Origin of the sequence: Pseudomonas sp. MWU12-3088 (genome assembly GCF_023242405.1) — a bacterium.
GTDB classification, from domain to species: domain Bacteria; phylum Pseudomonadota; class Gammaproteobacteria; order Pseudomonadales; family Pseudomonadaceae; genus Aquipseudomonas; species Aquipseudomonas kribbensis.
This window is the reverse complement of record NZ_JALJEA010000002.1, coordinates 632,580-652,915: the sequence shown is the minus strand read 5'-3', so window position 1 is coordinate 652,915 and position 20,336 is coordinate 632,580. Positions and strand designations below refer to the sequence as shown.

19 protein-coding genes are annotated in these 20,336 nt (G+C 62.2%); 5 read left to right on the top strand and 14 right to left on the bottom strand.

Translation table 11 applies throughout. The annotated features are described in order from the left end of the window. Positions 1 to 440 (top strand): aromatic amino acid lyase (locus M5B98_RS08750; RefSeq protein WP_248742477.1); only part of this gene is annotated, 440 nt, incomplete at its 5' end. A gap of 97 nt (positions 441 to 537) precedes the next feature. Next, entirely contained in the window at positions 538 to 1,944 is a 1,407-nt protein-coding gene (locus M5B98_RS08745; RefSeq protein WP_248742476.1) for an amino acid permease, read from the top strand. Between the two features lie 46 nt (positions 1,945 to 1,990). Here the strand turns inward: M5B98_RS08745 and M5B98_RS08740 are convergent, their stop codons facing one another. From M5B98_RS08740 to M5B98_RS08715, 6 genes are all read right to left on the bottom strand, one after another. Next, positions 1,991 to 2,899, bottom strand: coding sequence for a MurR/RpiR family transcriptional regulator (locus M5B98_RS08740; RefSeq protein ID WP_119426903.1), 909 nt, complete (start codon positions 2,897 to 2,899; stop codon positions 1,991 to 1,993). A 105-nt stretch (positions 2,900 to 3,004) separates the two neighbouring features. Beyond that, complete coding sequence (locus tag M5B98_RS08735) at positions 3,005 to 3,769, bottom strand: ABC transporter ATP-binding protein (RefSeq protein ID WP_248742475.1); 765 nt, start codon at positions 3,767 to 3,769, stop codon at positions 3,005 to 3,007. A gap of 18 nt (positions 3,770 to 3,787) precedes the next feature. Next, a complete protein-coding gene (locus tag M5B98_RS08730; protein WP_248742474.1) occupies positions 3,788 to 4,900 on the bottom strand; it encodes a succinylglutamate desuccinylase/aspartoacylase family protein in 1,113 nt (370 codons plus the stop codon). Between the two features lie 9 nt (positions 4,901 to 4,909). After that, positions 4,910 to 5,608, bottom strand: a complete 699-nt coding sequence (locus M5B98_RS08725; RefSeq protein ID WP_248742473.1) for an ABC transporter permease — start codon at positions 5,606 to 5,608, stop codon at positions 4,910 to 4,912. A 13-nt stretch (positions 5,609 to 5,621) separates the two neighbouring features. Next, on the bottom strand, positions 5,622 to 6,311 hold the full coding sequence (locus M5B98_RS08720) for an ABC transporter permease (RefSeq protein ID WP_102359135.1): 690 nt from the start codon (positions 6,309 to 6,311) through the stop codon (positions 5,622 to 5,624). Positions 6,312 to 6,399: 88 nt separating this feature from the next. Further along, on the bottom strand, positions 6,400 to 7,176 hold the full coding sequence (locus tag M5B98_RS08715) for an ABC transporter substrate-binding protein (protein WP_248742472.1): 777 nt from the start codon (positions 7,174 to 7,176) through the stop codon (positions 6,400 to 6,402). 227 nt (positions 7,177 to 7,403) lie between these two features. On the opposite strand from M5B98_RS08715, the gene M5B98_RS08710 reads away from it, so the two are divergent. From M5B98_RS08710 to M5B98_RS08700, 3 genes are all read left to right on the top strand, one after another. Continuing rightward, on the top strand, positions 7,404 to 8,330 hold the full coding sequence (locus M5B98_RS08710) for a LysR family transcriptional regulator (RefSeq protein WP_248742471.1): 927 nt from the start codon (positions 7,404 to 7,406) through the stop codon (positions 8,328 to 8,330). A gap of 104 nt (positions 8,331 to 8,434) precedes the next feature. After that, the gene (locus M5B98_RS08705) at positions 8,435 to 9,061 is read left to right on the top strand and encodes a glutathione S-transferase family protein (protein ID WP_248742470.1); all 627 of its coding nucleotides are present in this window, start codon (positions 8,435 to 8,437) and stop codon (positions 9,059 to 9,061) included. A gap of 45 nt (positions 9,062 to 9,106) precedes the next feature. Then, positions 9,107 to 11,131 (top strand): pyridoxamine 5'-phosphate oxidase family protein, encoded by a 2,025-nt coding sequence (locus M5B98_RS08700; RefSeq protein WP_248742469.1) that lies wholly within the window; start codon positions 9,107 to 9,109, stop codon positions 11,129 to 11,131. A 4-nt stretch (positions 11,132 to 11,135) separates the two neighbouring features. Here M5B98_RS08700 and M5B98_RS08695 read toward each other — a convergent pair whose 3' ends face one another. Genes M5B98_RS08695 through M5B98_RS08660 form a run of 8 tightly spaced genes read right to left on the bottom strand, consistent with a single transcriptional unit; the run spans position 11,136 to position 20,124 of the window. Beyond that, positions 11,136 to 12,266 carry a glycosyltransferase family 4 protein gene (locus M5B98_RS08695; RefSeq protein WP_248742468.1) on the bottom strand — a complete coding sequence of 377 codons (1,131 nt, stop codon included), beginning with the start codon at positions 12,264 to 12,266 and terminating at the stop codon, positions 11,136 to 11,138. Beyond that, the gene (locus M5B98_RS08690; protein ID WP_248742467.1) at positions 12,267 to 13,397 is read right to left on the bottom strand and encodes a glycosyltransferase family 4 protein; all 1,131 of its coding nucleotides are present in this window, start codon (positions 13,395 to 13,397) and stop codon (positions 12,267 to 12,269) included. It abuts the gene before it with no gap. Beyond that, positions 13,381 to 14,748: a glycosyltransferase family 4 protein gene (locus M5B98_RS08685; RefSeq protein WP_248742466.1), complete on the bottom strand. Its 1,368-nt coding sequence runs from the start codon at positions 14,746 to 14,748 to the stop codon at positions 13,381 to 13,383. Before M5B98_RS08685 ends, M5B98_RS08690 begins: the two co-directional genes overlap by 17 nt. Further along, positions 14,745 to 15,998 (bottom strand): ABC transporter ATP-binding protein, encoded by a 1,254-nt coding sequence (locus M5B98_RS08680; RefSeq protein WP_248742465.1) that lies wholly within the window; start codon positions 15,996 to 15,998, stop codon positions 14,745 to 14,747. The genes M5B98_RS08685 and M5B98_RS08680 overlap by 4 nt, the downstream gene beginning before the upstream one ends. Continuing rightward, positions 15,998 to 16,795: an ABC transporter permease gene (locus tag M5B98_RS08675; protein WP_248742464.1), complete on the bottom strand. Its 798-nt coding sequence runs from the start codon at positions 16,793 to 16,795 to the stop codon at positions 15,998 to 16,000. Before M5B98_RS08675 ends, M5B98_RS08680 begins: the two co-directional genes overlap by 1 nt. Then, the gene (locus tag M5B98_RS08670) at positions 16,796 to 18,238 is read right to left on the bottom strand and encodes a mannose-1-phosphate guanylyltransferase/mannose-6-phosphate isomerase (protein WP_248742463.1); all 1,443 of its coding nucleotides are present in this window, start codon (positions 18,236 to 18,238) and stop codon (positions 16,796 to 16,798) included. Positions 18,239 to 18,241: 3 nt separating this feature from the next. Further along, positions 18,242 to 19,213: a GDP-mannose 4,6-dehydratase gene (gene gmd, locus M5B98_RS08665; protein ID WP_085708757.1), complete on the bottom strand. Its 972-nt coding sequence runs from the start codon at positions 19,211 to 19,213 to the stop codon at positions 18,242 to 18,244. Then, positions 19,210 to 20,124, bottom strand: a complete 915-nt coding sequence (locus M5B98_RS08660; protein WP_248742462.1) for a GDP-mannose 4,6-dehydratase — start codon at positions 20,122 to 20,124, stop codon at positions 19,210 to 19,212. The genes gmd and M5B98_RS08660 overlap by 4 nt, the downstream gene beginning before the upstream one ends. Positions 20,125 to 20,336 lie beyond the last annotated feature (212 nt).

The window sequence follows — 20,336 nt, the reverse complement described above, 5'->3', positions numbered from 1 at the left end:
AGTGGCAACTGCCGCCGTTCCTAGTGGCAAACGGCGGGGTGAACTCCGGTTTCATGATCGCTCAGGTAACTGCGGCGGCCCTCGCCAGCGAGAACAAGGCACTGGCCCATCCGCACTCGGTGGACAGCCTGCCGACCTCCGCCAACCAGGAAGACCACGTCTCCATGGCCCCGGCCGCCGGCAAGCGCCTGTGGGAAATGGCCGAGAACACTCGCGGCATTCTCGCGGTGGAATGGCTGGCGGCAGTGCAGGGCCTGGACCTGCGCAACGGCCTGAAGACCTCGACCAAACTGGAAAAGGCCCGGGGCATTTTGCGTCGCGAAGTGCCGTTCTACGAGAAGGACCGCTTCTTTGCGCCGGACATCGATGCGGCGACTGAATTGCTGGCGTCGCGCACGCTGAATGATCTGGTGCCGGCGAACCTGCTGCCGAGTCTGTAAGTGCCTCATCGCCAACAGGCTGTCTTCCACACTGAGTGGAGGCCGGCCTGTTGGCGTTTCGATTTTTGCGTCGAATAAAAATAAATAAGGACGAAAAATGCAGCAGTCAGCAAAAGGTTTGAAACGCGGGCTCTCGGCCCGACACATTCGCTTCATGGCCCTGGGATCGGCAATCGGCACCGGACTGTTCTACGGTTCTGCCTCGGCCATCCAGATGGCCGGTCCTGCGGTTCTGCTCGCTTACCTCATCGGTGGCGCGGCGGTGTTCATGGTCATGCGCGCCCTGGGCGAGATGGCGGTGCACAACCCGGTTGCCGGTTCGTTCGGGCAGTACGCGAGCACCTATCTCGGCCCCATGGCGGGCTTCATTCTCGGTTGGACCTACGCGTTCGAAATGGTCATCGTCGGCATGGCCGATGTGACGGCGTTCGGCATCTACATGGGCTTCTGGTTTCCGGAAGTCTCGCGCTGGATCTGGGTGCTGGGCATCGTTTCGGTGGTCGGCGGGCTGAACCTGTGCAACGTCAAAGTCTTCGGTGAAATGGAGTTCTGGCTGTCGTTGCTCAAGGTCGCGGCCATCGTCGCAATGATCCTCGGCGGCTTCGGCATCATGCTGTTCGGCATCAGCACCGCCCCCGGGCAGGCCACCGATATCAGCAACCTGTGGACCCAGGGCGGCTTCATGCCCAACGGCGTGGGTGGTCTGATCGCCTCGTTTGCGGTGGTGATGTTTGCCTTCGGCGGCATCGAAATCATCGGCGTGACTGCCGGTGAAGCCAAGGACCCGCACCGCGTGCTGCCCAAGGCGATCAACGCCGTGCCGATGCGCATCCTACTGTTCTACGTGCTGACGATGCTGGTGTTGATGTCGATCTTCCCGTGGCAGCAGATCGGCAGCCAGGGCAGCCCGTTCGTGCAGATCTTCGACCACTTGGGCATCAGCTCGGCGGCCACCATTCTGAACATCGTGGTGATCTCGGCGGCGGTGTCCGCGATCAACAGCGATATCTTCGGTGCAGGCCGGATGATGTACGGCCTCGCCCAGCAAGGGCATGCACCGAAAGGCTTTGCGTGCCTGTCGCGCAATGGCGTGCCGTGGTTGACGGTGATCGTGATGAGCTGCGCGCTGCTGCTGGGCGTGTTGCTGAACTACCTGATCCCGGAAAACGTGTTCCTGCTGATCGCCTCCATCGCGACCTTCGCCACGGTGTGGGTCTGGCTGATGATTCTGTTCACCCAGGTGGCCATGCGTCGTTCCATGACGCCGGAGCAGGTGGCGCAACTGAAATTCCCGGTACCGTTCTGGCCGTACGCTCCGATGGCGGCGATTGCCTTCATGTTGTTCGTGTTCGGCGTGCTGGGTTACTTCCCGGACACCCAGGCGGCATTGATCGTCGGCGTGGTCTGGATCGGATTGCTGGTGGTGGCGTATCTGACGTGGGTCAAGCCGGCAGCCGGACAGGCTGCGCAGGTGACCGGCGATCAGCCGGTTTCTCAGTCCTGATCTGATCGAAGGGGCGTCCGGGATCTTCCGGCGTCCCTTTCATGCATCACTTCTTCGGTGATTTGCTGCCGTTGGGGATGTGCAGGTAAGACATCACGCTTTCAGTCAGCTCTGTCGCCAGCTTGACCGCTTCCTTGTTGCGCGCCATCACGCCCGCCACCAGTCCTTCGATCAACGCCAGCATGGCCACGTTGGAGCTGGTCAGCACCGGGTGATCGCAAGGTGCAAACAACACATGCTCGGCAATGCCGGTGAGCGGCGAGGCCGGTGAGTCGGTGATGGCCAGTACCGACGCGCCGCGTTCGTTGGCGAATCGGGCCAGTTGCAGGGTGTCGAGGGAGTAGCGCGGCAGGGAAATCGCCAGCAATACATCCTGATCGGTGATCGCGGCCAGTCGGTACGCAGCGTTTTCGTTGCCGCCCTCCATGCTGATGGCGGTGGCGTCGGCGCAGAACGGCATCAGGGTCGAGGCAGCGAGGCCGGCGAAATAGACGCTGTTGCCGAACCCGAGAATGTAGATCTTGCGCGCGGTGGTCAGCCGGGTGACGAACGCTTCGAAGGCTTCGGCATGGTTGTTGGTCGCCGCCGTGGCCAGATTGCTGCTGGCGCTTTCGATTTGCTCATGCAGGCCGAACGCTCCGCCCGGACGATGGGCCAGTTCATTGCGCAGCTTGTCGACCGGCGACACCATCTGCTGCAACGTCGCTACCAGTTCAGCCCTCATGCCCATGTAGCCACCGAGGTCCATCGCTTTCGCCAGTCGGTTGACGGCGGCCGGCGAGGTCGATGTTTCGTGGGCCATTTCCTCGATTGTCAGCGTCGCGGCTTTCAGCGGATGACGCAGGATGAAGTCAGCCACCTTGCGCAGCGACGGCGGCAGATCGGCAACGATTTCCGCCAGCTTGCGCATGACCGGTGCGGCGTAGACCGTGGTGTCTTTCGATGAGCTGGGCATATCCGGATCAACAGTTCCTGAAAGTGAGAGAAGGGCTGCGCCTGACAAGGTTGGCTGGAGTGTATCCGAAGCCAACCGTTGCAGGGCAACGCCGCGCGCGGGGGCTTACTTCAGGCTCCCGGCGAGGAACTGCTGCAGGCGTTCGGACTGTGGATTGACCAGCACTTCACGTGGATCTCCGCGCTCCTCGACCCGCCCTTTGTGCAGGAACACCAGTTGGTTGGACACCTCGCGGGCGAAGCCCATTTCGTGGGTCACGACCACCATGGTGCGACCTTCCTGGGCGAGGTCCTGCATGACCTTGAGCACTTCGCCCACCAGCTCGGGATCGAGCGCAGAAGTCGGCTCGTCGAACAACATCACTTCCGGTTCCATGGCCAGTGCCCGGGCAATCGCCACCCGCTGCTGTTCGCCACCCGACATGTGGGCGGGCCAGGCATCCTTGCGATGCGCCACGCCGACTTTGTTCAGATAGTGCTCGGCCTTTTCCCGGGCCTCTTGCTTGCCCACGCCCAGCACATGCACCGGGGCTTCCATGACGTTTTCCAGGGCGCTCATGTGCGACCACAGGTTGAAGTGTTGAAACACCATCGACAGCCGTGACCGCATGCGTTGCAACTGCCGGGGCTCGGCAGCCTTGAGCCCGCCCAGTTTGTTGGCCACCAGTTTCAGCGGTTCGCCATTGAGCACGATGTTGCCGGCGTTGGGTTGCTCCAGCAGGTTGATGCAACGCAGGAAGGTGCTTTTGCCCGACCCGCTGGAGCCGATGATGCTGATCACATCGCCGGCCTGGGCCTGCAGGGACACGCCCTTGAGCACCTGGTGGGCGCCGTAGCTTTTGTGCAGGTCCTGAATTTCAAGTTTGTACATGATTTGAACTCTCTGGCATCAGTCGCTGAGCAAGCGGCCCTGGCGAATAGGGGTGAAACCGGCGACCTTGGCCAGCCACAGACCGGGCTGGGCAAAGCGCAGGCGTTCGCGGGCATAGAGCACGCCTTCGGTGCAGGCGCGGACGATGCTGTGGCGGTCGTTGAGCGGGTCATGGACTTCGAACAGCAGATCGCCGACCTTGACCCGCGCGCCCAGCGGTTGCAGGAAACTGACCACGCCCGGATGCGGCGCACAGGCGTACTGCGCGCCGGCGAACGGCATCGCTTCGCAACGGCTCGACGGCGCTGGCGGCCATTCACCGCTGATCAATCCCTGCTCGGCCAGATAGCCGAGAATCGCCTGTGCACTGTGGGTGCATTGTTCGCGTTCGGTGTCGGCCATGCCGCGCAATTCGATGGTGGTGGCCGCGCACGCCAGCGGAATACTGGCTTCCGGGAACAGCTCGGTCAGACGCAGCCACGGCACCGCGCAAGCTTCGTCGAAGGCGCTGCCGCCGGCATCTTCGGCCAGCAACGTGACCTCGGCACCCAGGCGTGCTGCCAGTGAATGCAGGCGCCCCCAGTGTTGCGGCATGGTGTAGAGCAGCATCACCGACTCGAAATCGCAGTGCAGATCGAGCACCACATCGGCGTCGCAGGCATGTTGCAGCAACAGGCGACGCAGGCCATCGAGTTCCGAGGTCGGTGGCGGCATGTCGGCGAGGGTGTCGATCAAGGCGCGGCGGATCAGCGCGACGTTGGCGTCGGCGTCATCGCCCAAACGGCCTTTGAGCAACGGTGCCACGGCTTCGGCCAGCTCCGGGAAGTCGCGATTGAAGTTCTTGCCGCTGGCGAACTCGAAGCGACCTTGATGGGTGGCCTGGAACATCTGGGCGATGCCGATCGGGTTGGCCATCGGCACCAGTTCGATCACGCCGTTCAGGCGACCCTGCGCTTCCAGCTCCAACAGGCGGCGCTTGAGCTCTACGGCCACGCGCATGCCCGGCAGCTCGTCGGCATGCAGGGACGCCTGGATGTACGCCTTGCGAGAGCCGGCGCCAAACCGGAACACCGACAGTGTCCGTTCGGTGCCCGAAGCACTCCACGGCAACAGGTATTGAATCTTTTCCATGTCAGCTCCTTAGTGCTTGCGCGGTGCCAGGTAGGCCAGCCAGCGGCGTTCGGCCAGCTTGAACAGGCGTACCAGAATGAAAGTCAGGGCGAGGTAGACGAGGCCGGCGGTGATGAAGGCTTCGAACGGCATATAGAACCGCGAGCTCACCGTGCGCGCCGCGCCGGTGATATCCACCAGCGTGACGATGGAGGCCAGGCTGGTGGTTTGCAGCATCATCAACACTTCGTTGCTGTACTGCGGCAGTGCCCGGCGCAAGGCCGAGGGCAGCAGGATGCGGCGGTACAGGGTCAGGCGGGACATGCCCATCGCCCGGGCGGCTTCGATTTCGCCGTGGGAGGTGGACTTCAGACTGCCCGCCAGCAACTCCGCGCTGTAGGCACTGGTATTGATGGCGAACGCCAGGCAGGCACAGAACGTGGCGCTGGAGAGGTAAGGCCAGAGCATGCTTTGGCGTACCGATTCGAACTGCGCCAGGCCGTAATAGATCAGGAACAGTTGCACCAGCATCGGCGTGCCGCGAATCACGTAGGTGTAGAGCCACGCCGGGAAGCTGAGCAACGGCGAGCGCGACACCCGCATCAGCGCCAGCGGAACCGCCAGGACCAGCCCCAGGCTCAGGGAAATCAGTAGGACCTTGAGGGTCAACAAGGCGCCGTCGAGATACAGCGGCAGGTTTTCCCAGATCAGGTTGTAGTCGAGAATCATCGGCAGGTTCTCCTCACAACTCGGCGGCTTTGATGCCGACCGAATAGTGTTTTTCCAGAGCGCGCAGCACCAGCAGTGACAGGCTGGTGAGCATCAGGTACAGCGCCGCCACCGCGATGAAAAAAGTGAACGGCTCGTGGGTCGCGTCGGCGGCGTTCTTGGCCTTGAACATCATGTCCTGCAGGCCGATGACCGAAATCAGCGCGGTGGATTTGGTCAGCACCAGCCAATTGTTGGTGAACCCCGGGATGGCGAAACGGATCATCTGCGGCACCAGAATCCGCCAGAACACTTGCGTGCCGCGCATGCCGTAGGCCGCGCCGGCCTCTGCCTGACCTTTGGGGATGGCCATGAACGCGCCGCGAAAGGTTTCCGAGAGATAGGCGCCAAAAATGAAGCCCATGGTGCAGACGCCGGCGATGAACGGGTTGATGTCGATGTAGCGGGTGTAGCCGCACGCCAGGGCGATGCGGTTCACCAGATCCTGGCCGCCATAGAAAATCAGCAGGATCAGCACCAGATCGGGAATGCCGCGAATCAGGGTGGTATAGCCTTCCCCGAGCATGGCCAGCCATTTCAGCGGCGACAGGCGAAACGCCGCGCCGATCAGGCCCAGGGCAATGGCCAGGGACATGGAGGTCAGGGCCAGGTTGATGGTCAGCCAGGCACCATCGAGAATGCTCGATCCGTAGCCGTGGAGCATGATGAAGTTCCTCAAGCGTGCGCCCGAAGGCGCGCAAGACATAGCCGAAGGGCGCCCGCAGCGGGCCGGCGCCGGGCGGAGGCGACGGTTATTCGCCGTAGATATCGAACGCGAAATACTTGCCCATCACTTGCTGGTATTTGCCGTTGGCGCGGATGGCGTCGATGGCCGCGTTCAGGCGCGCTGCGTTGGCGGTGTCACCCTTGCGTAGCGCGATCCCGGCGCCGCGACCGAAGTATTTCGGGTCGTTGATGTCCGGCCCGGTCAGGGCGAAACCTTGTCCGGCGGGTGTCTTGATGAAGCTTTCATCGGTGTTGACAATGTCGGCGAGGGTGGCGTCCAGGCGACCCGAGGCGAGGTCGAGGAAGGCTTCGTTCTGCGAGCCGTAACGCACCACGACGACCCCGGCCTTTTCCAGTTGCTCGGTGGCAAACCGGTCATAGGTCGAAGAGCGTTGTACGCCGAGTTTCTTGCCCTTGAGGTCTACCAGCGGGTCGTTGATCACGCTGCCGGCCTTCATCGCGAACTTGCCCGGCGTGTGGTAGTACTTTTTGCTGAAGTCGACCGACTTCATCCGGTCTTCGGTGATCGACATCGACGACAGCACGGCGTCGATCTTGCGCACCTTGAGCGACGGAATCATGCCGTCGAACTCCTGAATCACCCACTCGCACTTGACCTTCATCTCTTCGCACAAGGCGTTGCCGATGTCGTAGTCGAAGCCGCTGACAGTGCCTTCCGGCGTTTTGTAGGAAAAGGGAGGGTAGGCGGCTTCGATACCGATACGCAGGCTGTCCTCATCGGCATGGGCCATGAAGCTGAATGCGCACAGCGCCAGAGCACCTAGAAGTTCTGTCTTGTTCATTTTGTCGACTCCTGGGAGGGCGTTAGGGAAACAGGTGCCCGCCATCCAAGTGGCGCGCTGGATCGTTCCTGTGATCGGCGAGGCTATAAATGACACGAAATAAATCATTCATCAAGATAACTGAAAATAAAAATATCAATTCTGGATCAGCGGTCGTTCGCCTCGCCCGTTGAGGATCGGGTACTGCCTATAATGCGAGGCGGTTTTTCATCCACTTCGGGGACACCATGGATCGCTTCCAGGAAATGCAGGTCTTCGCGGCCGTTGCTCAGGAACAGGGCTTTTCCGCTGCCGCGCGGCGCTTGGGTCTGTCGGCGGCCAGCGTCACCCGGGCGGTGGCGGCGCTGGAGCAGCGGATCGGTACGCAATTGCTGATTCGTACCACCCGCAGCGTGCATCTGAGCGAGGCGGGTCAGCGTTACCTGGAAGACTGTCGGAGGATTCTTGCCGAGGTGCAGGAAGCGGAAGACTCCGCCGCCGGCAGCCACACCCAGCCCCGTGGGCAATTGACGGTGACGGCACCAGTGTTGTTCGGCGAGCTGTTTGTCACACCGGTGATGGCGGGTTATCTGACGCAATACCCGGACGTTTCCATCAACGCCTTGCTGCTGGATCGCGTGGTGAGCATGGTCGAGGAAGGCGTGGATGTGGCGATCCGCATCGGTGAGTTGCCGGACAGCAACCAGCATGCGATCCGGGTCGGGGAGGTGCGCCGGGTGATCTGCGGTTCGCCGGGGTATTTTGCCGTTCACGGTCGACCGACCCATCCACAGGCACTGGCCGGCGCGCCCGTGGTGGCGACCTCGTCCATCGGTCAACTGCGCAACTGGCCGTTTCTGGAGGGCGGTGAGCCCTTGGTCGTCCGCCCCGAGCCGCGACTGGTGGTCACCGGCAATCAGGCAGCAATCACTGCCGCTTGTCTGGGGCTCGGGTTGACCCGGGTGCTGTCTTATCAGGTCGCGAGCAAGATCGCCTCGGGTGAGCTGGAAATCGTCCTCGCCGAGTACGAGTTGCCGCCATTGCCGATTCACGTGGTGTATCAGGGCGGGCGCAAGGCGCCGACCCGGGTGCGCAGTTTTGTCGACTACGCCGTGAACGCCTTGCGCGAACATCCGGCCCTGAAAAACGCGGCGTTATTTCACCCAGAGAAATAATGGATTGCGTTTGCTGGTGATTCTGTTGTTTTCGCGATAGGCGGAAGATGGCTGCCACGGTTGTCGCCCATTTCGGGCGACGCAAACGTCCAGCGGAGTCGACCATGCAAGCGATCAAACTCTACAACTTCCCGCGTTCCGGCCATGCCCACCGGGTCGAGCTGATGCTGTCCCTGTTGCAACTGCCGACCGAACTGATCTTCGTCGACCTGGCCAAGGGCGAGCACAAACAACCTGATTACCTGGCGATCAACAGCTTCGGGCAAGTGCCGGCCATTGATGACAACGGCGTGGTGCTGGCCGATTCCAACGCGATTCTGGTGTATCTGGCGCAGAAGTACGGCAACGGTCGCTGGCTGCCGAGCGACCCGGTCGGTGCAGCACGCGTCCAGCGCTGGTTGTCTGCAGCTGCCGGCCCGATTGCCTTTGGTCCGGCGGCAGCGCGGCTGGTCACGGTGTTCGGGGCAAAACTCAATGCCGATGAAGCGATCACCCGTGCGCACAACCTGCTGAAGGTGATGGATCTGGAACTGGGCAAGACTCCGTTCCTGGTCGGCAGCGAGCCGACCATCGCCGACGTTTCGGCCTACAGCTACATCGCCCATGCGCCGGAAGGCAATGTGTCGCTGGACGACTACGCCAATGTGCGCGCCTGGCTGGGGCGGATCGAAGCATTGCCAGGTTTCGTCGCGATGCCACGCACCGTTGCCGGTCTGCAAGCCACGGCTTGAGGTTCATCGTCCAGACTACGCCGCTGGCGTGGGGGAGAGGTCGTCATGGAGCGTTCACCCTGGCACGCCGGCGAGCGGCAGCTGCAAGCGCAGGTCGGTGTTGCCGAGCGCATGGAGGAATTCGGCCGCAAGGTGATTCGCACCTGGATGCCGGATCAGCATCGTCAGTTCTATCAGCAATTGCCCTTCATGCTGTTCGGCGCGGTGGATGCCGATGGGCGCCCGTGGGCCAGCGTGCTGGAGGGCGAGCCGGGTTTCGCGCACTCTCCCGAGCCGACGCAATTGCACTTCGACAGCCTGCCCGCCGCCGATGACCCCGCGCAGTTGCAGGACGGCGCAGCGATCGGTTTGCTCGGTATCGAGTTGCACACCCGTCGGCGCAACCGCCTCAATGGCCACATCGGCAATCTTGGCGCGAGCGGTTTCGATTTGACGGTCGATCAATCCTTCGGCAATTGCCCGCAGTACATCCAGTTGCGCCAGTTCCAGCGGGTGCCGCTGACGGATCCGCAGACCCGGCGCGCCGAACATTTCGATGGGCTCGATGACGCAGCGGTCGCGCTGATCGAAACGGCCGACACCTTCTTCGTCGCCAGTTATGTCGATGTCGGCGGCGAGCGTTCGGTGGATGTTTCCCACCGTGGCGGACAGGTCGGTTTCGTGCGGGTGGAAAGCAATCGCCTGACCATCCCGGACTTTGCCGGCAACCTGCATTTCAACACCCTCGGCAACCTGTTGCTCAATCCCCGGGCCGGCTTGCTGTTCATCGACTTTTCCACAGGCGATGTGCTGCAGCTCAGCGGCCGCACCGAGGTCATTCTTGAAGGGCCGCAGATCGCAGCCTTCCAGGGCGCCGAGCGGTTGTGGACGTTCGAGGTGGAAAAAGCGGTGCGGCGTCCGGGGGCATTGGCCCTGCGTTGGCGCTTCGACGGCATGTCGCCAACCAGTCTGCTGACCGGCACCTGGGCCCAGGCCGATGCGCGTTTGCAGGCCCAGGCTCTGGGTGATAGCTGGCGGCCGTTGCGGGTGGCGCGGATTGAAGCGCAGAGCCGGCACATCCGTTCGTTCTACCTCGAACCGGTGGACGGTGCCGGTTTGCCGGTGTTTCAGGCCGGGCAGCATCTGCCGCTGCGTTTCACCCTTGATGGCGAAGTGTTTATTCGCACTTACAGTCTGTCGGGGGCGCCGTCGGACGACTTCTTCCGGATCAGCGTGAAGCGTGAAGGGCGGGTATCGACCCACCTGCACGATCAGGTGCGTGTCGGCGATGTGCTGGAGGCGCGTTCGCCCCAAGGGCATTTCACCGTGGCGCCGCTGGAGCGTCGGCCCTTGGTCCTGCTCGCGGCCGGGGTCGGGATCACGCCGTTGCTGTCGATGCTGCGGGAGGTGGTGTATCAGGGCTTGCGCACCCGGCGGATTCGTCCGACCTGGCTGATCCAGAGTTCCCGCAGCCTTGCCGACCAACCGTTTCGCGCGGAGCTGGACCGTTTGCAGGAGGACGCCGGCGAGGCGGTGCGGGTATTGCGCTTGCTCAGTCAGCCGGAGCCAGACCTGGTGGAAGGCGAGGATTACGACCTGCACGGGCGCATCGATGGCGCCTTGTTAAGGAACCTTATCGACGAATTTGATCAGATCGACTTTGTACTCTGCGGCCCCGGCGGTTTTACCCAGGGCCTCTACGACAGCCTGCGTGAACTGGACGTGCGCGACGACCAGATCCACGCCGAAACCTTCGGCCCCTCGACCCTCCGGCGCCAGGCCGATCCGGACGCCATCGTGATCGAGCAATTGCCGGCCGCCACTACTTCGGTGCCGGTGGTCTTCGAGCGTTCGGCCAAGGAAGCGCGGTGGCAGCCCGAGGGCGGCAGTCTGCTGGAGCTGGCTGAGCGCCGTGGTTTGCGCCCGGAGTTCAGCTGTCGCGGAGGTTCATGCGGCACCTGCAAGACGCGGTTGATCAGCGGCGCGGTGAATTATCCACAGCCCCCGGCCGAAGTGCCGGAGGAAGGACAAGTGCTGATCTGCTGTGCGGTGCCGGCGCAAAGTAGCCAGCCGCTGGTGCTGGATCTGTAGAGGATCAGGCGTAGGACAGCGCCTTTTCCTCCAGCAGTTCGTGATACAGCTCGGTCCACTTGCGGCCCATTTCCTCGGCTGTGAATAACTGCCGGTAACGGGCTTCAGCCTTGACGCCCATCTCGGCGGCGCGGGTCGGGTTCTCCCACAGGGTGCGCATTGCTTCGCGAAACGCCTGTGGATGACTTGGCGGCACCACCAGTCCGGTTTCGTTGTGGATATTGATGTAGCTGGTGCCGGTGCCGATCTCGCTGGAGATCATCGGCTTGCCGTACATCGCACCTTCCAGCAGCGAAATGCCGAACGCTTCCGAACGCAGGTGCGACGGGAAGACGATGGCGTAGCTCAGTTGCAGCAGGGCGACCTTGTCTTCATCGCTCACCCGTCCGAGGAAATGGATGTTGCGCAGACCCAGCGCCGCTGCCTGGGCATGCAGTTCCTGCTCCAGCGGGCCGGCACCGACGATCACCACCGGATAGTCCACGTCTTTCAGGGCATCGAGCAGGATGTGCAGGCCCTTGTAGTAGCGCATGACGCCGACGAACAGGAAAAACTTATCCCCGAGCTGCTGGCGCCAGCGGTTCATGCGCTCGACGTCGGGCTGTGGATAACCGGCCTTGTTCAAGCCGTAGGGGATGACACGAGTCTTGTCCTGAAACTGCTGCAACACATCGCTGGTGTGCAGGTAGTTCGGCGAGGCCGCGACAATTCGGTCGGCGCTGGCGAGGAAACGGTTCATCAGTGGGCGATAGAGCTTGAGCAGGTTCTTCTGGCGAATGATGTCCGAGTGGTAGGTCACCACACTCGGTTTGTTCATGCCGCTGGCGAAATGCACCAGGTCCATGAACGGCCACGGGAAGTGGTAGTTGATCACGTCGGCTTCGGCCGCCAGTTCGCGAAACTGTTTGAACACGCTCCAGGAAAACCCGGTGGAGGCGAACTGGATGTCGAGCCTGGCGCGATGCACTTCGTGTTGGCCCAGTTGCAGCACCGCAGGCTCGGGATTGGCGCTGAGGGTCAGCACCTGGCCTTCGATGCCGTGCTGGGTGCCGCTTTCGCAGAGCTGGAAGATCACTTGCTCGATGCCACCGACCGAGTCAGGCAGGTACGTCTTGAAAAAATGAAGAACTCGCATTCAACCTCCCAAAGCCTGGCGGTAGGCGCCGGCCGTGGCCTGCGCGCAACGCTTCCAGGAAAAAAGCCGTGCCTGCTGCAATCCGGCTTCCCGGCATGCCTGCCAATGCGCTTGATCGTCGATCAGGCGGCTCAGCACATCTCGCAGGCCGTCTGCATCGTCGGCTTCAATATAGTTGCCGGCGGGCCCCGCGACTTCCGGCATGGCCGAAGAACGGGTGAGCACCACTGGCGTGCCACTGGCCATCGCTTCCAGCACCGGCAGGCCAAAACCTTCGTATAACGAAGGAAAAACCAGCGCCCGGGCACCGGCCAGCAATTGCGCGACTTGCTCATCCGGCAAGTAGCCAAGCAGGCACACATGACCGCTGGCCAGGGCCTGACGCAATTCGTCACTGAACTGCTCACGCTGCCAGCCGGCCATGCCGACGATCAACAGCGGGAAGCGCTGGCGCACGGCTTCGGGCAATAAAGCGTGGGCGCGCAGGGCCAGGCTCAGGTTCTTGCGCGGCTCCAGCGTGCCGACGCACAGGAAATATTCCCGTGCCTCCACGGCGTGGGTCTTGAGCACCGCGTCGATGGCTTGCGGCTCGCGCGGATGAAAGCGCTCGGCGACACCCAGAGGCGCCACCACGAAACGCTCGGCGGGCAGGCCGAAATAGCGTTGTGCTTCGTCAGCGATGGCTTGCGAGTCGGTCAGAATCACCCGCGCCTGCTGGATGCCGTCGGCCAGCCGACGCTCGATTTCCCTGAGCCGCGCCTGCGGCTGGGTGTCCGGGAAATGCAGGTGCGTCAGGTCGTGCAGGGTGATCACGGTCGGGCCGTCGAAGGCCAGCGGCCACAGGCTCGGTTCGTGGTACAGGTCGATGTCGGGCGTGCGGCCCTGATCGAAGCGTTTCTGCTCCAGCCAGCGGCGGGCCTGATAGGCACCGGGGATCTTGCGTAGCATCGGAGTCAGGCGCGAGTAACCGGGCATCGCCGCTTCCGGCAGCTGTGAACTCCAGCCCCAGCCGTGGAACAGCGCAACGTCGATATCGGTTTGCGCATGCAAGGCGTTCACCAGTTCGGCGACGTAGTGGCCGATCCCGGTGCGCGGTGCCTGGAGAATCCGCGCGTTAAGGGCTATGCGCATGGGACCTCGCTTGCGCCGCAGGCGCTTGCAGCACGTGGCGTGCGGTGCGTTCGGCCAGTTGCTGACTGGCTTCGCGCCAGCCGATCCATTGCCAGTCGGCCACATTGCGGGCAGCGGGGAATTGGCCGCTGCGCTCGAAGGCCGTGACCAGCTCGGCGAGCTGTTGCGGATCCTGCAAATCAAAATAGGCCATGAACTCGCCACCGATCTCGCGGAACACTGCGATATCGCTGCCCATCGCCGGCAACCCGCGCTGCATGGCTTCCACCAACGGCAGGCCGAAGCCTTCGACGAACGACGGGAACACCAATGCGCTGGAATAGGCATACGCGTGTTCCAGGCTGGTGTCGCTCAGGTCGTTGAACATGAACAGGCGCTGGTTCAGTTCGGCATGGTTGCGCACCCGGGCGAGCAGGGCGTCGCACTTCCAGCCGATGTGTCCGGCGATGCACAGGCGTGCGTTCGAACCGGCCGCCCAGGCGCGTTCGAAGGCATCCAGCAAGTAGTCGTGGTTCTTGCGTGGCTCGATGGTGCTGACCATCAGGAACACCGGCTCCGGTGTGGCGAACAGGCGTTCCAGGCGCGGCTCGACAGCGGCCTCGACGCTCTGCAGATCGAGTTCGGACCCGAGGTGGAAGTAGTCAAACCAGCGTTTCTCGACCTGTGCCGAATCGAGGCGGCGCTGCACTTCCTCGCGAACCTGATCGCGCACCGTGGCGGAAATCGCCAGATAGCCGTCGGCAGTGCGGGTGATCCAGTCGAACCATTCACTGAAAACCTGCACCAGCCGCGTGTCGTAAAACTGCGGGTGGGTCAGGGGAATCAGGTCGTAGATCACTGCGACGATGCCTACGCCTTCGCGTTTGAGCCGTTCGGCATGCAGGAAAAAATCCGAGTGCCAGGACGAATCCAGCAGCACCAGTTGATCGCCCGGCCGATGTTGCAAAGGCTCGCAGCGCTGGGGCAACTGATAGCGGTTGACCTGCTCGACCAGCCGCAGCGGGATGCCGAACAGGCCGAACGACGTCAGGCGATAGGTGACATATAGCGCGCGTCGCGTCAGCTTGCTCCGGCACTGGCTGTCGAGCCGCTGATGCAGTTGCCAGAAGCGATGGGCCAGTCGCTCCAGGCGCTCGCCAAACGTGACGACGGCATTGAGCAGCGGCGAATCCAGTGGTGCCAGACGCTTCACGCGATACAGCCTGCCCTTGAGCAGGATCACTGGTACGCACTCGACCCCTTGAGCACTTGGCGGCAATTGCTTGATGACGTTGCGCACCACTCGTTGAATCCCCGAATTGATTTTCGGGTGCCGGAACACGTGGGTGCATTCGACCAGCAACCGGGTCATGGCGTGCGCTCTGTCAGAGCAGCACCGGCATCGCAGGTTATCGAGGCCTTGGCGTTGAGCCACGAGCCGCCGACAAAATCCTCCTGCCGGCCGTTGATCACATGAAACACCAAGCCATAGTCGCGCCACTCGAAGTTTCGATCCAGATGGGAGTCCAGGCGCGAAAGGCTCAGCGATACCGAGTAGTTGCCCTTGCCCAGTCCCATCACAAAGGCAAAGCGATAGGTGAAGCGTTCTCCGGCGTGCAGATCCGTCAGCGCCTTGTCGAGGCGATGGGTATTGATGCCATACATCATCATGCCCAGGCGATCCTTGATCAGGAAGCCGAGCACCAGTCGTTCAATGTCGCTGCGTACTTCGACCTGCACTTCCAGCACCACCGGCTGACCGACCTCGACAGCATCGATGGAACGTTCCTGTTCATCCAGCAGGCGCACCCCGAGAATGACGGCTTCACCGGTGCCGGACACGGTCCGCACTTCGCCGCCGGTGAGTTTTTCCTGACGCACGACCTGGCCTTCGCGTTCGGCCATCACGGCGTTGTAATAATCGAGTACCACTTCTGGCCTGTCGTACATGGCCATGTGGCCGTCCTTGAGCAGGATGGCCGAGTCGCAGATCGACTGGATCGCAAAGCGGTCGTGGGACACGATCAGTAATGTGGTGCCCGCCTTGCGGAAGCTGCGAATGCGGTCGAAGCTCTTGTGCTGGAAGTAGGAGTCACCCACCGACAGGGCTTCGTCGACGATCAGGATATCCGGTCGCCGGGCGGTGGCGACGCTGAAGGCCAGGCGCATCTGCATGCCGCTGGAGTAGGTGCGGACGGGATGGTCGATGGCCTCGCCGATTTCTGCGAAATGTTCGATGTCGGGCATCAACGCTTCGATTTCGTCGACCTGCATGCCCAGCAGTTGCCCGGCCATGATCGCGTTCTGGCGACCGGTAAAATCCGGGTGAAACCCCATGCCCAACTCCAGCAATGCGGCGACGCGACCTTCAGTCTCGATCTTGCCGCAGGTGGGTTGGGTGGTGCCGGTGATCATCTTCAGCAACGTGCTTTTACCCGCACCGTTGGCGCCGACGATGCCCACCGCCTCACCGGGGGCGATCTCGAAAGCGACATCCTGCAGCACCCAATGCGAGTGGTGGCGCTGGGGGGAAAACGGGATCAGCCATTCCGCCAGGCGACTCCAGCGAGTCGGATATTGTTTATAGGCCTTGCCCAGGCCGGTCACGCGAATATGCCCCATCAGAGTTCATCCACCATTTCACCGACACGCCTGCGAAAAAGGCGCAGGCCGATCAGGCACATCACCAGAGCGGCAATGAACGCCGGCAGCAGGGAGCTCCAGACGGGCCACTGCCCATACAGGAACAGGTTCTGATAGCTGCCGATCAGATTGGTCAACGGGTTGAGTTGCAGCAGGCGCTGAACCCACTCCGGGAGGATGCTCATCGGGTACACGATCGGCGTCAGCCAGAACCAGAACTGCAGACAGATGGCGAAGAGCTGGCCGACATCGCGAAAGAACACGTTCAATACGCCGAGGACCATGCCCAGCCCTGCGCAGAACATCATCTGCAGCGCAATCAGAGGGATCAGCGCCAGCAGTGCCATGCCCGGCCAGCGCCCGGTGATCAGCAGAAACCCGAGGAACAGGCCGATGATGATGGCAAAGTTGATCGCCGCGTTGCAGAGCACAATCACCGGCAGGCAGATTCTGGGGAAGCTGATTTTCTTCAGCAGGTTGGCGTTGTCCAGAAACATGTTCTGGCTGCGCAGGGTGATTTCGGAAAACAGTCCCCATGCCAGCAGACCGGCGCAGAGGTAAATGCTGTAGGCCATGCTGTCATCCACGCCCGGCAGGCGAGCGCGCATGATGTGGGAAAAGATCACGGTGTAAACGATGATCATCGACAGCGGATTGAACACTGGCCACAGAGCGCCGAGCAGCGAGTTGCGGTAGCGCGATTGAAACTCTCGCTGCACGCTGCCGAGAATGAAACCCCGGTAGTCATGCAGCGAGCGGTACAGGGAAAGCAGCATTCACACCGTCCTGCCGTATTGGTCTTCGAAGCGGACGATGTCGTCCTCTCCCAGGTATTCGCCACTTTGCACTTCGATGATCACCAGATCGATCACGCCGGGGTTTTCCAGACGATGCTTGTGGCCGGCGGCGATGAACGTCGATTCGTTCTTGGCCACCAGGGTCGTGCCGCTGCCGTTGTTGGTGACCTTGGCCATGCCTTCGACCACCACCCAGTGTTCGTTGCGGTGATGGTGCATCTGCAAGGACAGCTTGCCGCCGGGCTTGACCACGATGCGTTTGATCTTGAAGCGCGGGCCTTCCTCGAGCACGGTGTAGGTGCCCCACGGACGGCTGACTGTGCGATGCAGGCGATAGGCTTCGTGGGACTTGTCCTTGAGCTGCTTGGCCACCCGCCGTACATCCTGCGCACGGTCGGCGTGGGCCACGAGCACGGCGTCGGCGGTATCGATGACGATCAGGTCTTCCACACCCACGGCGGCCACCAGCCGGCCTTCGCTCTGGACGAAGTTGTTGCGGCTGTCGATGAAGATTGCCTCACCGCTGGCGCGGTTATTGTCAGCATCCGCAGGCACCAGCGCCGCTACCGCGCCCCATGAACCGATGTCGCTCCAATCGAAACCGGCGGGCACGACCACGACCTTTTCCGAGTGCTCCATCAGCGCATAGTCGATGGAAATGTCGGTGATCTCGGCGAACAACTGTGGCGACAGCTCCTGTTGCAGGTAACCAATGGTTTCCAGCGGTTCGCTGGCGGCCATGCAGGCGCGGGTTTGTTCAAGCAGCTCGGGGGCGTGCAACTCCAGCTCGGCGATCAGGGTCGCGGTGGTGAAGCAGAACATCCCCGAATTCCACAGGAAGTTGCCGCTTTCCAGGTAGTGAGTGGCGGTTTGCAGGTCGGGTTTTTCCACGAAGCGCTGCACCTTGGCCGCGCCTCGGGCATCCAGCGGTGCGCCGGTCTCGATGTAGCCGAAGCCGGTTTCCGGGGCGGTCGGCACTACACCGAAGGTCACCAGATAACCGTCCTTCGCCAGGTTGACCGCGTGTTCGACCGCGCTCTTGAGCGCGTCTTCGTTGACAATCAAATGGTCGGCGGGCATCACCACCATGATCGCCGCATCACCGTGCAAGGCTTGCAGCGACAGCGCTGCCGCCGCGATGGCCGGGGCCGTGTTGCGCCCGGTGGGCTCGAGCAGGAAGTGCCCACGATGGCGTGAAAGACGCGCGGCCTGATAGTGATCCTTGCTCTGGAAGTAGTACTCGCGGTTGGTCACCGTGACGATGTCGCCCCAGCCGTCCAGCAGTGCGGCGGCGCGCCGATAAGTCTTGCCCAGCAGCGACTGGCCGTCGGGCAGGGTCATGAAAGGCTTCGGATGACCCTCGCGGGACACCGGCCACAAACGGGTGCCGGCACCGCCGGACAGAATCACGGGGATCAGCATGGCCTACTCCTTGGCGACGCGCTTCATGTCCGCATCCATCATCATGCGGATCAGGGTGTCCAGGTCGGTCTTCGGTTTCCAGCCGAGCACACGCTGGGCCTTGGCCGGGTTGCCGAGCAGCACTTCGACTTCGGCCGGGCGGAAGAATGCCGGGTCGATCTTCACGTAGTCGCGGTAGTTGAGACCCACGTGATCGAAGGCGATGCGGCACATTTCGCGCACAGTGGTGGTGACACCGGTGGCGACCACGAAATCGTCAGGCTTGTCCTGCTGCAACATCAGCCACATGGCCTCGACGTAATCGCCGGCAAAGCCCCAGTCGCGCTTGGCGTCGATGTTGCCCAGGGCCAGCTCCTGCTGTTTGCCCTGTTTGATGCGGGCCGCCGCATCGGTGACCTTGCGGGTCACGAATTCGATGCCGCGCAGTGGCGATTCATGGTTGAACAGAATGCCGCTGCTGGCGTGCAGGTTGAAACTTTCGCGGTAGTTGACGGTGATCCAGTGGCCATAGAGTTTGGCCACGCCGTAAGGGCTGCGCGGGTAGAACGGGGTGTTCTCGTCCTGTTGCTCGGCCTGGATCAGGCCGAACATTTCACTGGTCGATGCCTGATAGAAGCGCGTGTGCGGGCTGAACTGGCGGATGGCTTCGAGCAGGTGAGTCACGCCCAGGCCATCGACGATGCCGGTGGTCACCGGTTGATCCCAGGACGCGGCGACGAAGCTTTGTGCGGCGAGGTTATACACCTCGTCCGGCGCCGACTTGATGACCGCGCGCTGCACCGAGCAGGCATCGGCCATGTCGCCGTCCAGGTACACGATGTCGCCTTCAACGCCCATTTCCCGCAGGCGCCAGCGCGAGTCGCTGCTGCGTCGCGCCACCAGGCCGTGAACCTTGTAGCCCTTGTCGAGCAACAGTCTGGCCAGATAGGCGCCATCCTGACCGGTGATCCCTGTGATCAATGCACTTTTTGTCATTCTTGTCGTACTCGCTTCTCCCAGTCGGACAGGATCGCCCGCAGGGATTGTTGTGTAGTGATTTGCGGCGTCCATCCTGTGGTCCGGGCGAGCCGTTGATGGCTGCCGCAGACGCGACGCTGATCCGCGCGGCGCATGCGTGCGGGATCCTGAACCAGTTGCAGCTCGACCTCGACCAGGTCGCCCATCTGCTCGATGAGGCTGCGAATGCTTTGCTCATGGCCTGAGCAAATGTTGTAGACCTGTCCCGGCGTACCTTTTTCCAGCAGCGCGAAATAGGCCGAAACCACGTCATCGACGTCGAGGAAGTCCCGGGTGACATCAATGTCGCCGACTTCCAGCTGCGGCGCTTGCAGCCCTTGCTTGATGCGGTTGATCTGCCGTGCGGCGCTGGCGATCACGAAGCTGTCTTTCTGCCCCGTACCGATGTGGTTGAACGGGCGCGCCACCAGCACCGGCCAGCCTTCACTCAGACCCCATTGCAGGCTGAGGTATTCGGCGGACAGTTTGCTCACGGCGTAGGGGTTGCGCGGGCAGGGCGGTTGTTGTTCGGTGATTGGTAGTGCGGACTCTTCGACTTGACCGTACACATCGCCGGAGCTGACGTACAGGAACGGGCCCTTGAAACCTCTGGCCTTGAGTGCCTGCAACAGATTCAGGGTGCCGAGCAGGTTGATGTCGAAGGTGCGGGCCGGATCGCGGAACGCTTCGGGCACGAAGGTCTGACCGGCCAGGTGAATCACGGCGTCAGGCAATTGCGGCCAGAGGTCGATGAGGCTTTGCGGGTCCGTCAGGTCGAAGGGCGAAGCGGCAGGCAGCAGTTCCCATGCCGAGTCATTGCGCCCCAAACGCGACTGGATATGTTGTCCCACGAATCCACTGAGACCCGTGATGAACAGACTTCTTTTCAAACAGCGACCCCTTGGTCTTTAACTCTCACCTTTTCCCACAGGCTTGGAAGGGGAATGTCTGTCAGACCGTGTGTAAGTTCCGGTCGGAAGACGGGTGAAGTCGTTGTTGTATTTGTTTGGCTGCCAATCTGTGCCAATTGCGCAGCAATTTCAACCGACCAAACCGTGACCGGTCAGTTCTCGTCAGCGTAGCCCGGTTTTTCTCGCCGGGC

Coding starts and splice junctions, on each gene's coding strand:
- M5B98_RS08735 (WP_248742475.1), bottom strand. CDS start 3,769: ATGTACAAACTTGAAATTCAGGACCTGCACAAAAGCTACGGCGCCCAC.
- M5B98_RS08675 (WP_248742464.1), bottom strand. CDS start 16,795: ATGCTGCTTTCCCTGTACCGCTCGCTGCATGACTACCGGGGTTTCATT.
- M5B98_RS08740 (WP_119426903.1), bottom strand. CDS start 2,899: ATGCCCAGCTCATCGAAAGACACCACGGTCTACGCCGCACCGGTCATG.
- M5B98_RS08720 (WP_102359135.1), bottom strand. CDS start 6,311: ATGCTCCACGGCTACGGATCGAGCATTCTCGATGGTGCCTGGCTGACC.
- gmd (WP_085708757.1), bottom strand. CDS start 19,213: ATGACAAAAAGTGCATTGATCACAGGGATCACCGGTCAGGATGGCGCC.
- M5B98_RS08685 (WP_248742466.1), bottom strand. CDS start 14,748: ATGACCCGGTTGCTGGTCGAATGCACCCACGTGTTCCGGCACCCGAAA.
- M5B98_RS08715 (WP_248742472.1), bottom strand. CDS start 7,176: ATGAACAAGACAGAACTTCTAGGTGCTCTGGCGCTGTGCGCATTCAGC.
- M5B98_RS08710 (WP_248742471.1), top strand. CDS start 7,404: ATGGATCGCTTCCAGGAAATGCAGGTCTTCGCGGCCGTTGCTCAGGAA.
- M5B98_RS08670 (WP_248742463.1), bottom strand. CDS start 18,238: ATGCTGATCCCCGTGATTCTGTCCGGCGGTGCCGGCACCCGTTTGTGG.
- M5B98_RS08705 (WP_248742470.1), top strand. CDS start 8,435: ATGCAAGCGATCAAACTCTACAACTTCCCGCGTTCCGGCCATGCCCAC.
- M5B98_RS08690 (WP_248742467.1), bottom strand. CDS start 13,397: ATGCGCATAGCCCTTAACGCGCGGATTCTCCAGGCACCGCGCACCGGG.
- M5B98_RS08695 (WP_248742468.1), bottom strand. CDS start 12,266: ATGCGAGTTCTTCATTTTTTCAAGACGTACCTGCCTGACTCGGTCGGT.
- M5B98_RS08680 (WP_248742465.1), bottom strand. CDS start 15,998: ATGGGGCATATTCGCGTGACCGGCCTGGGCAAGGCCTATAAACAATAT.
- M5B98_RS08745 (WP_248742476.1), top strand. CDS start 538: ATGCAGCAGTCAGCAAAAGGTTTGAAACGCGGGCTCTCGGCCCGACAC.
- M5B98_RS08730 (WP_248742474.1), bottom strand. CDS start 4,900: ATGGAAAAGATTCAATACCTGTTGCCGTGGAGTGCTTCGGGCACCGAA.
- M5B98_RS08700 (WP_248742469.1), top strand. CDS start 9,107: ATGGAGCGTTCACCCTGGCACGCCGGCGAGCGGCAGCTGCAAGCGCAG.
- M5B98_RS08725 (WP_248742473.1), bottom strand. CDS start 5,608: ATGATTCTCGACTACAACCTGATCTGGGAAAACCTGCCGCTGTATCTC.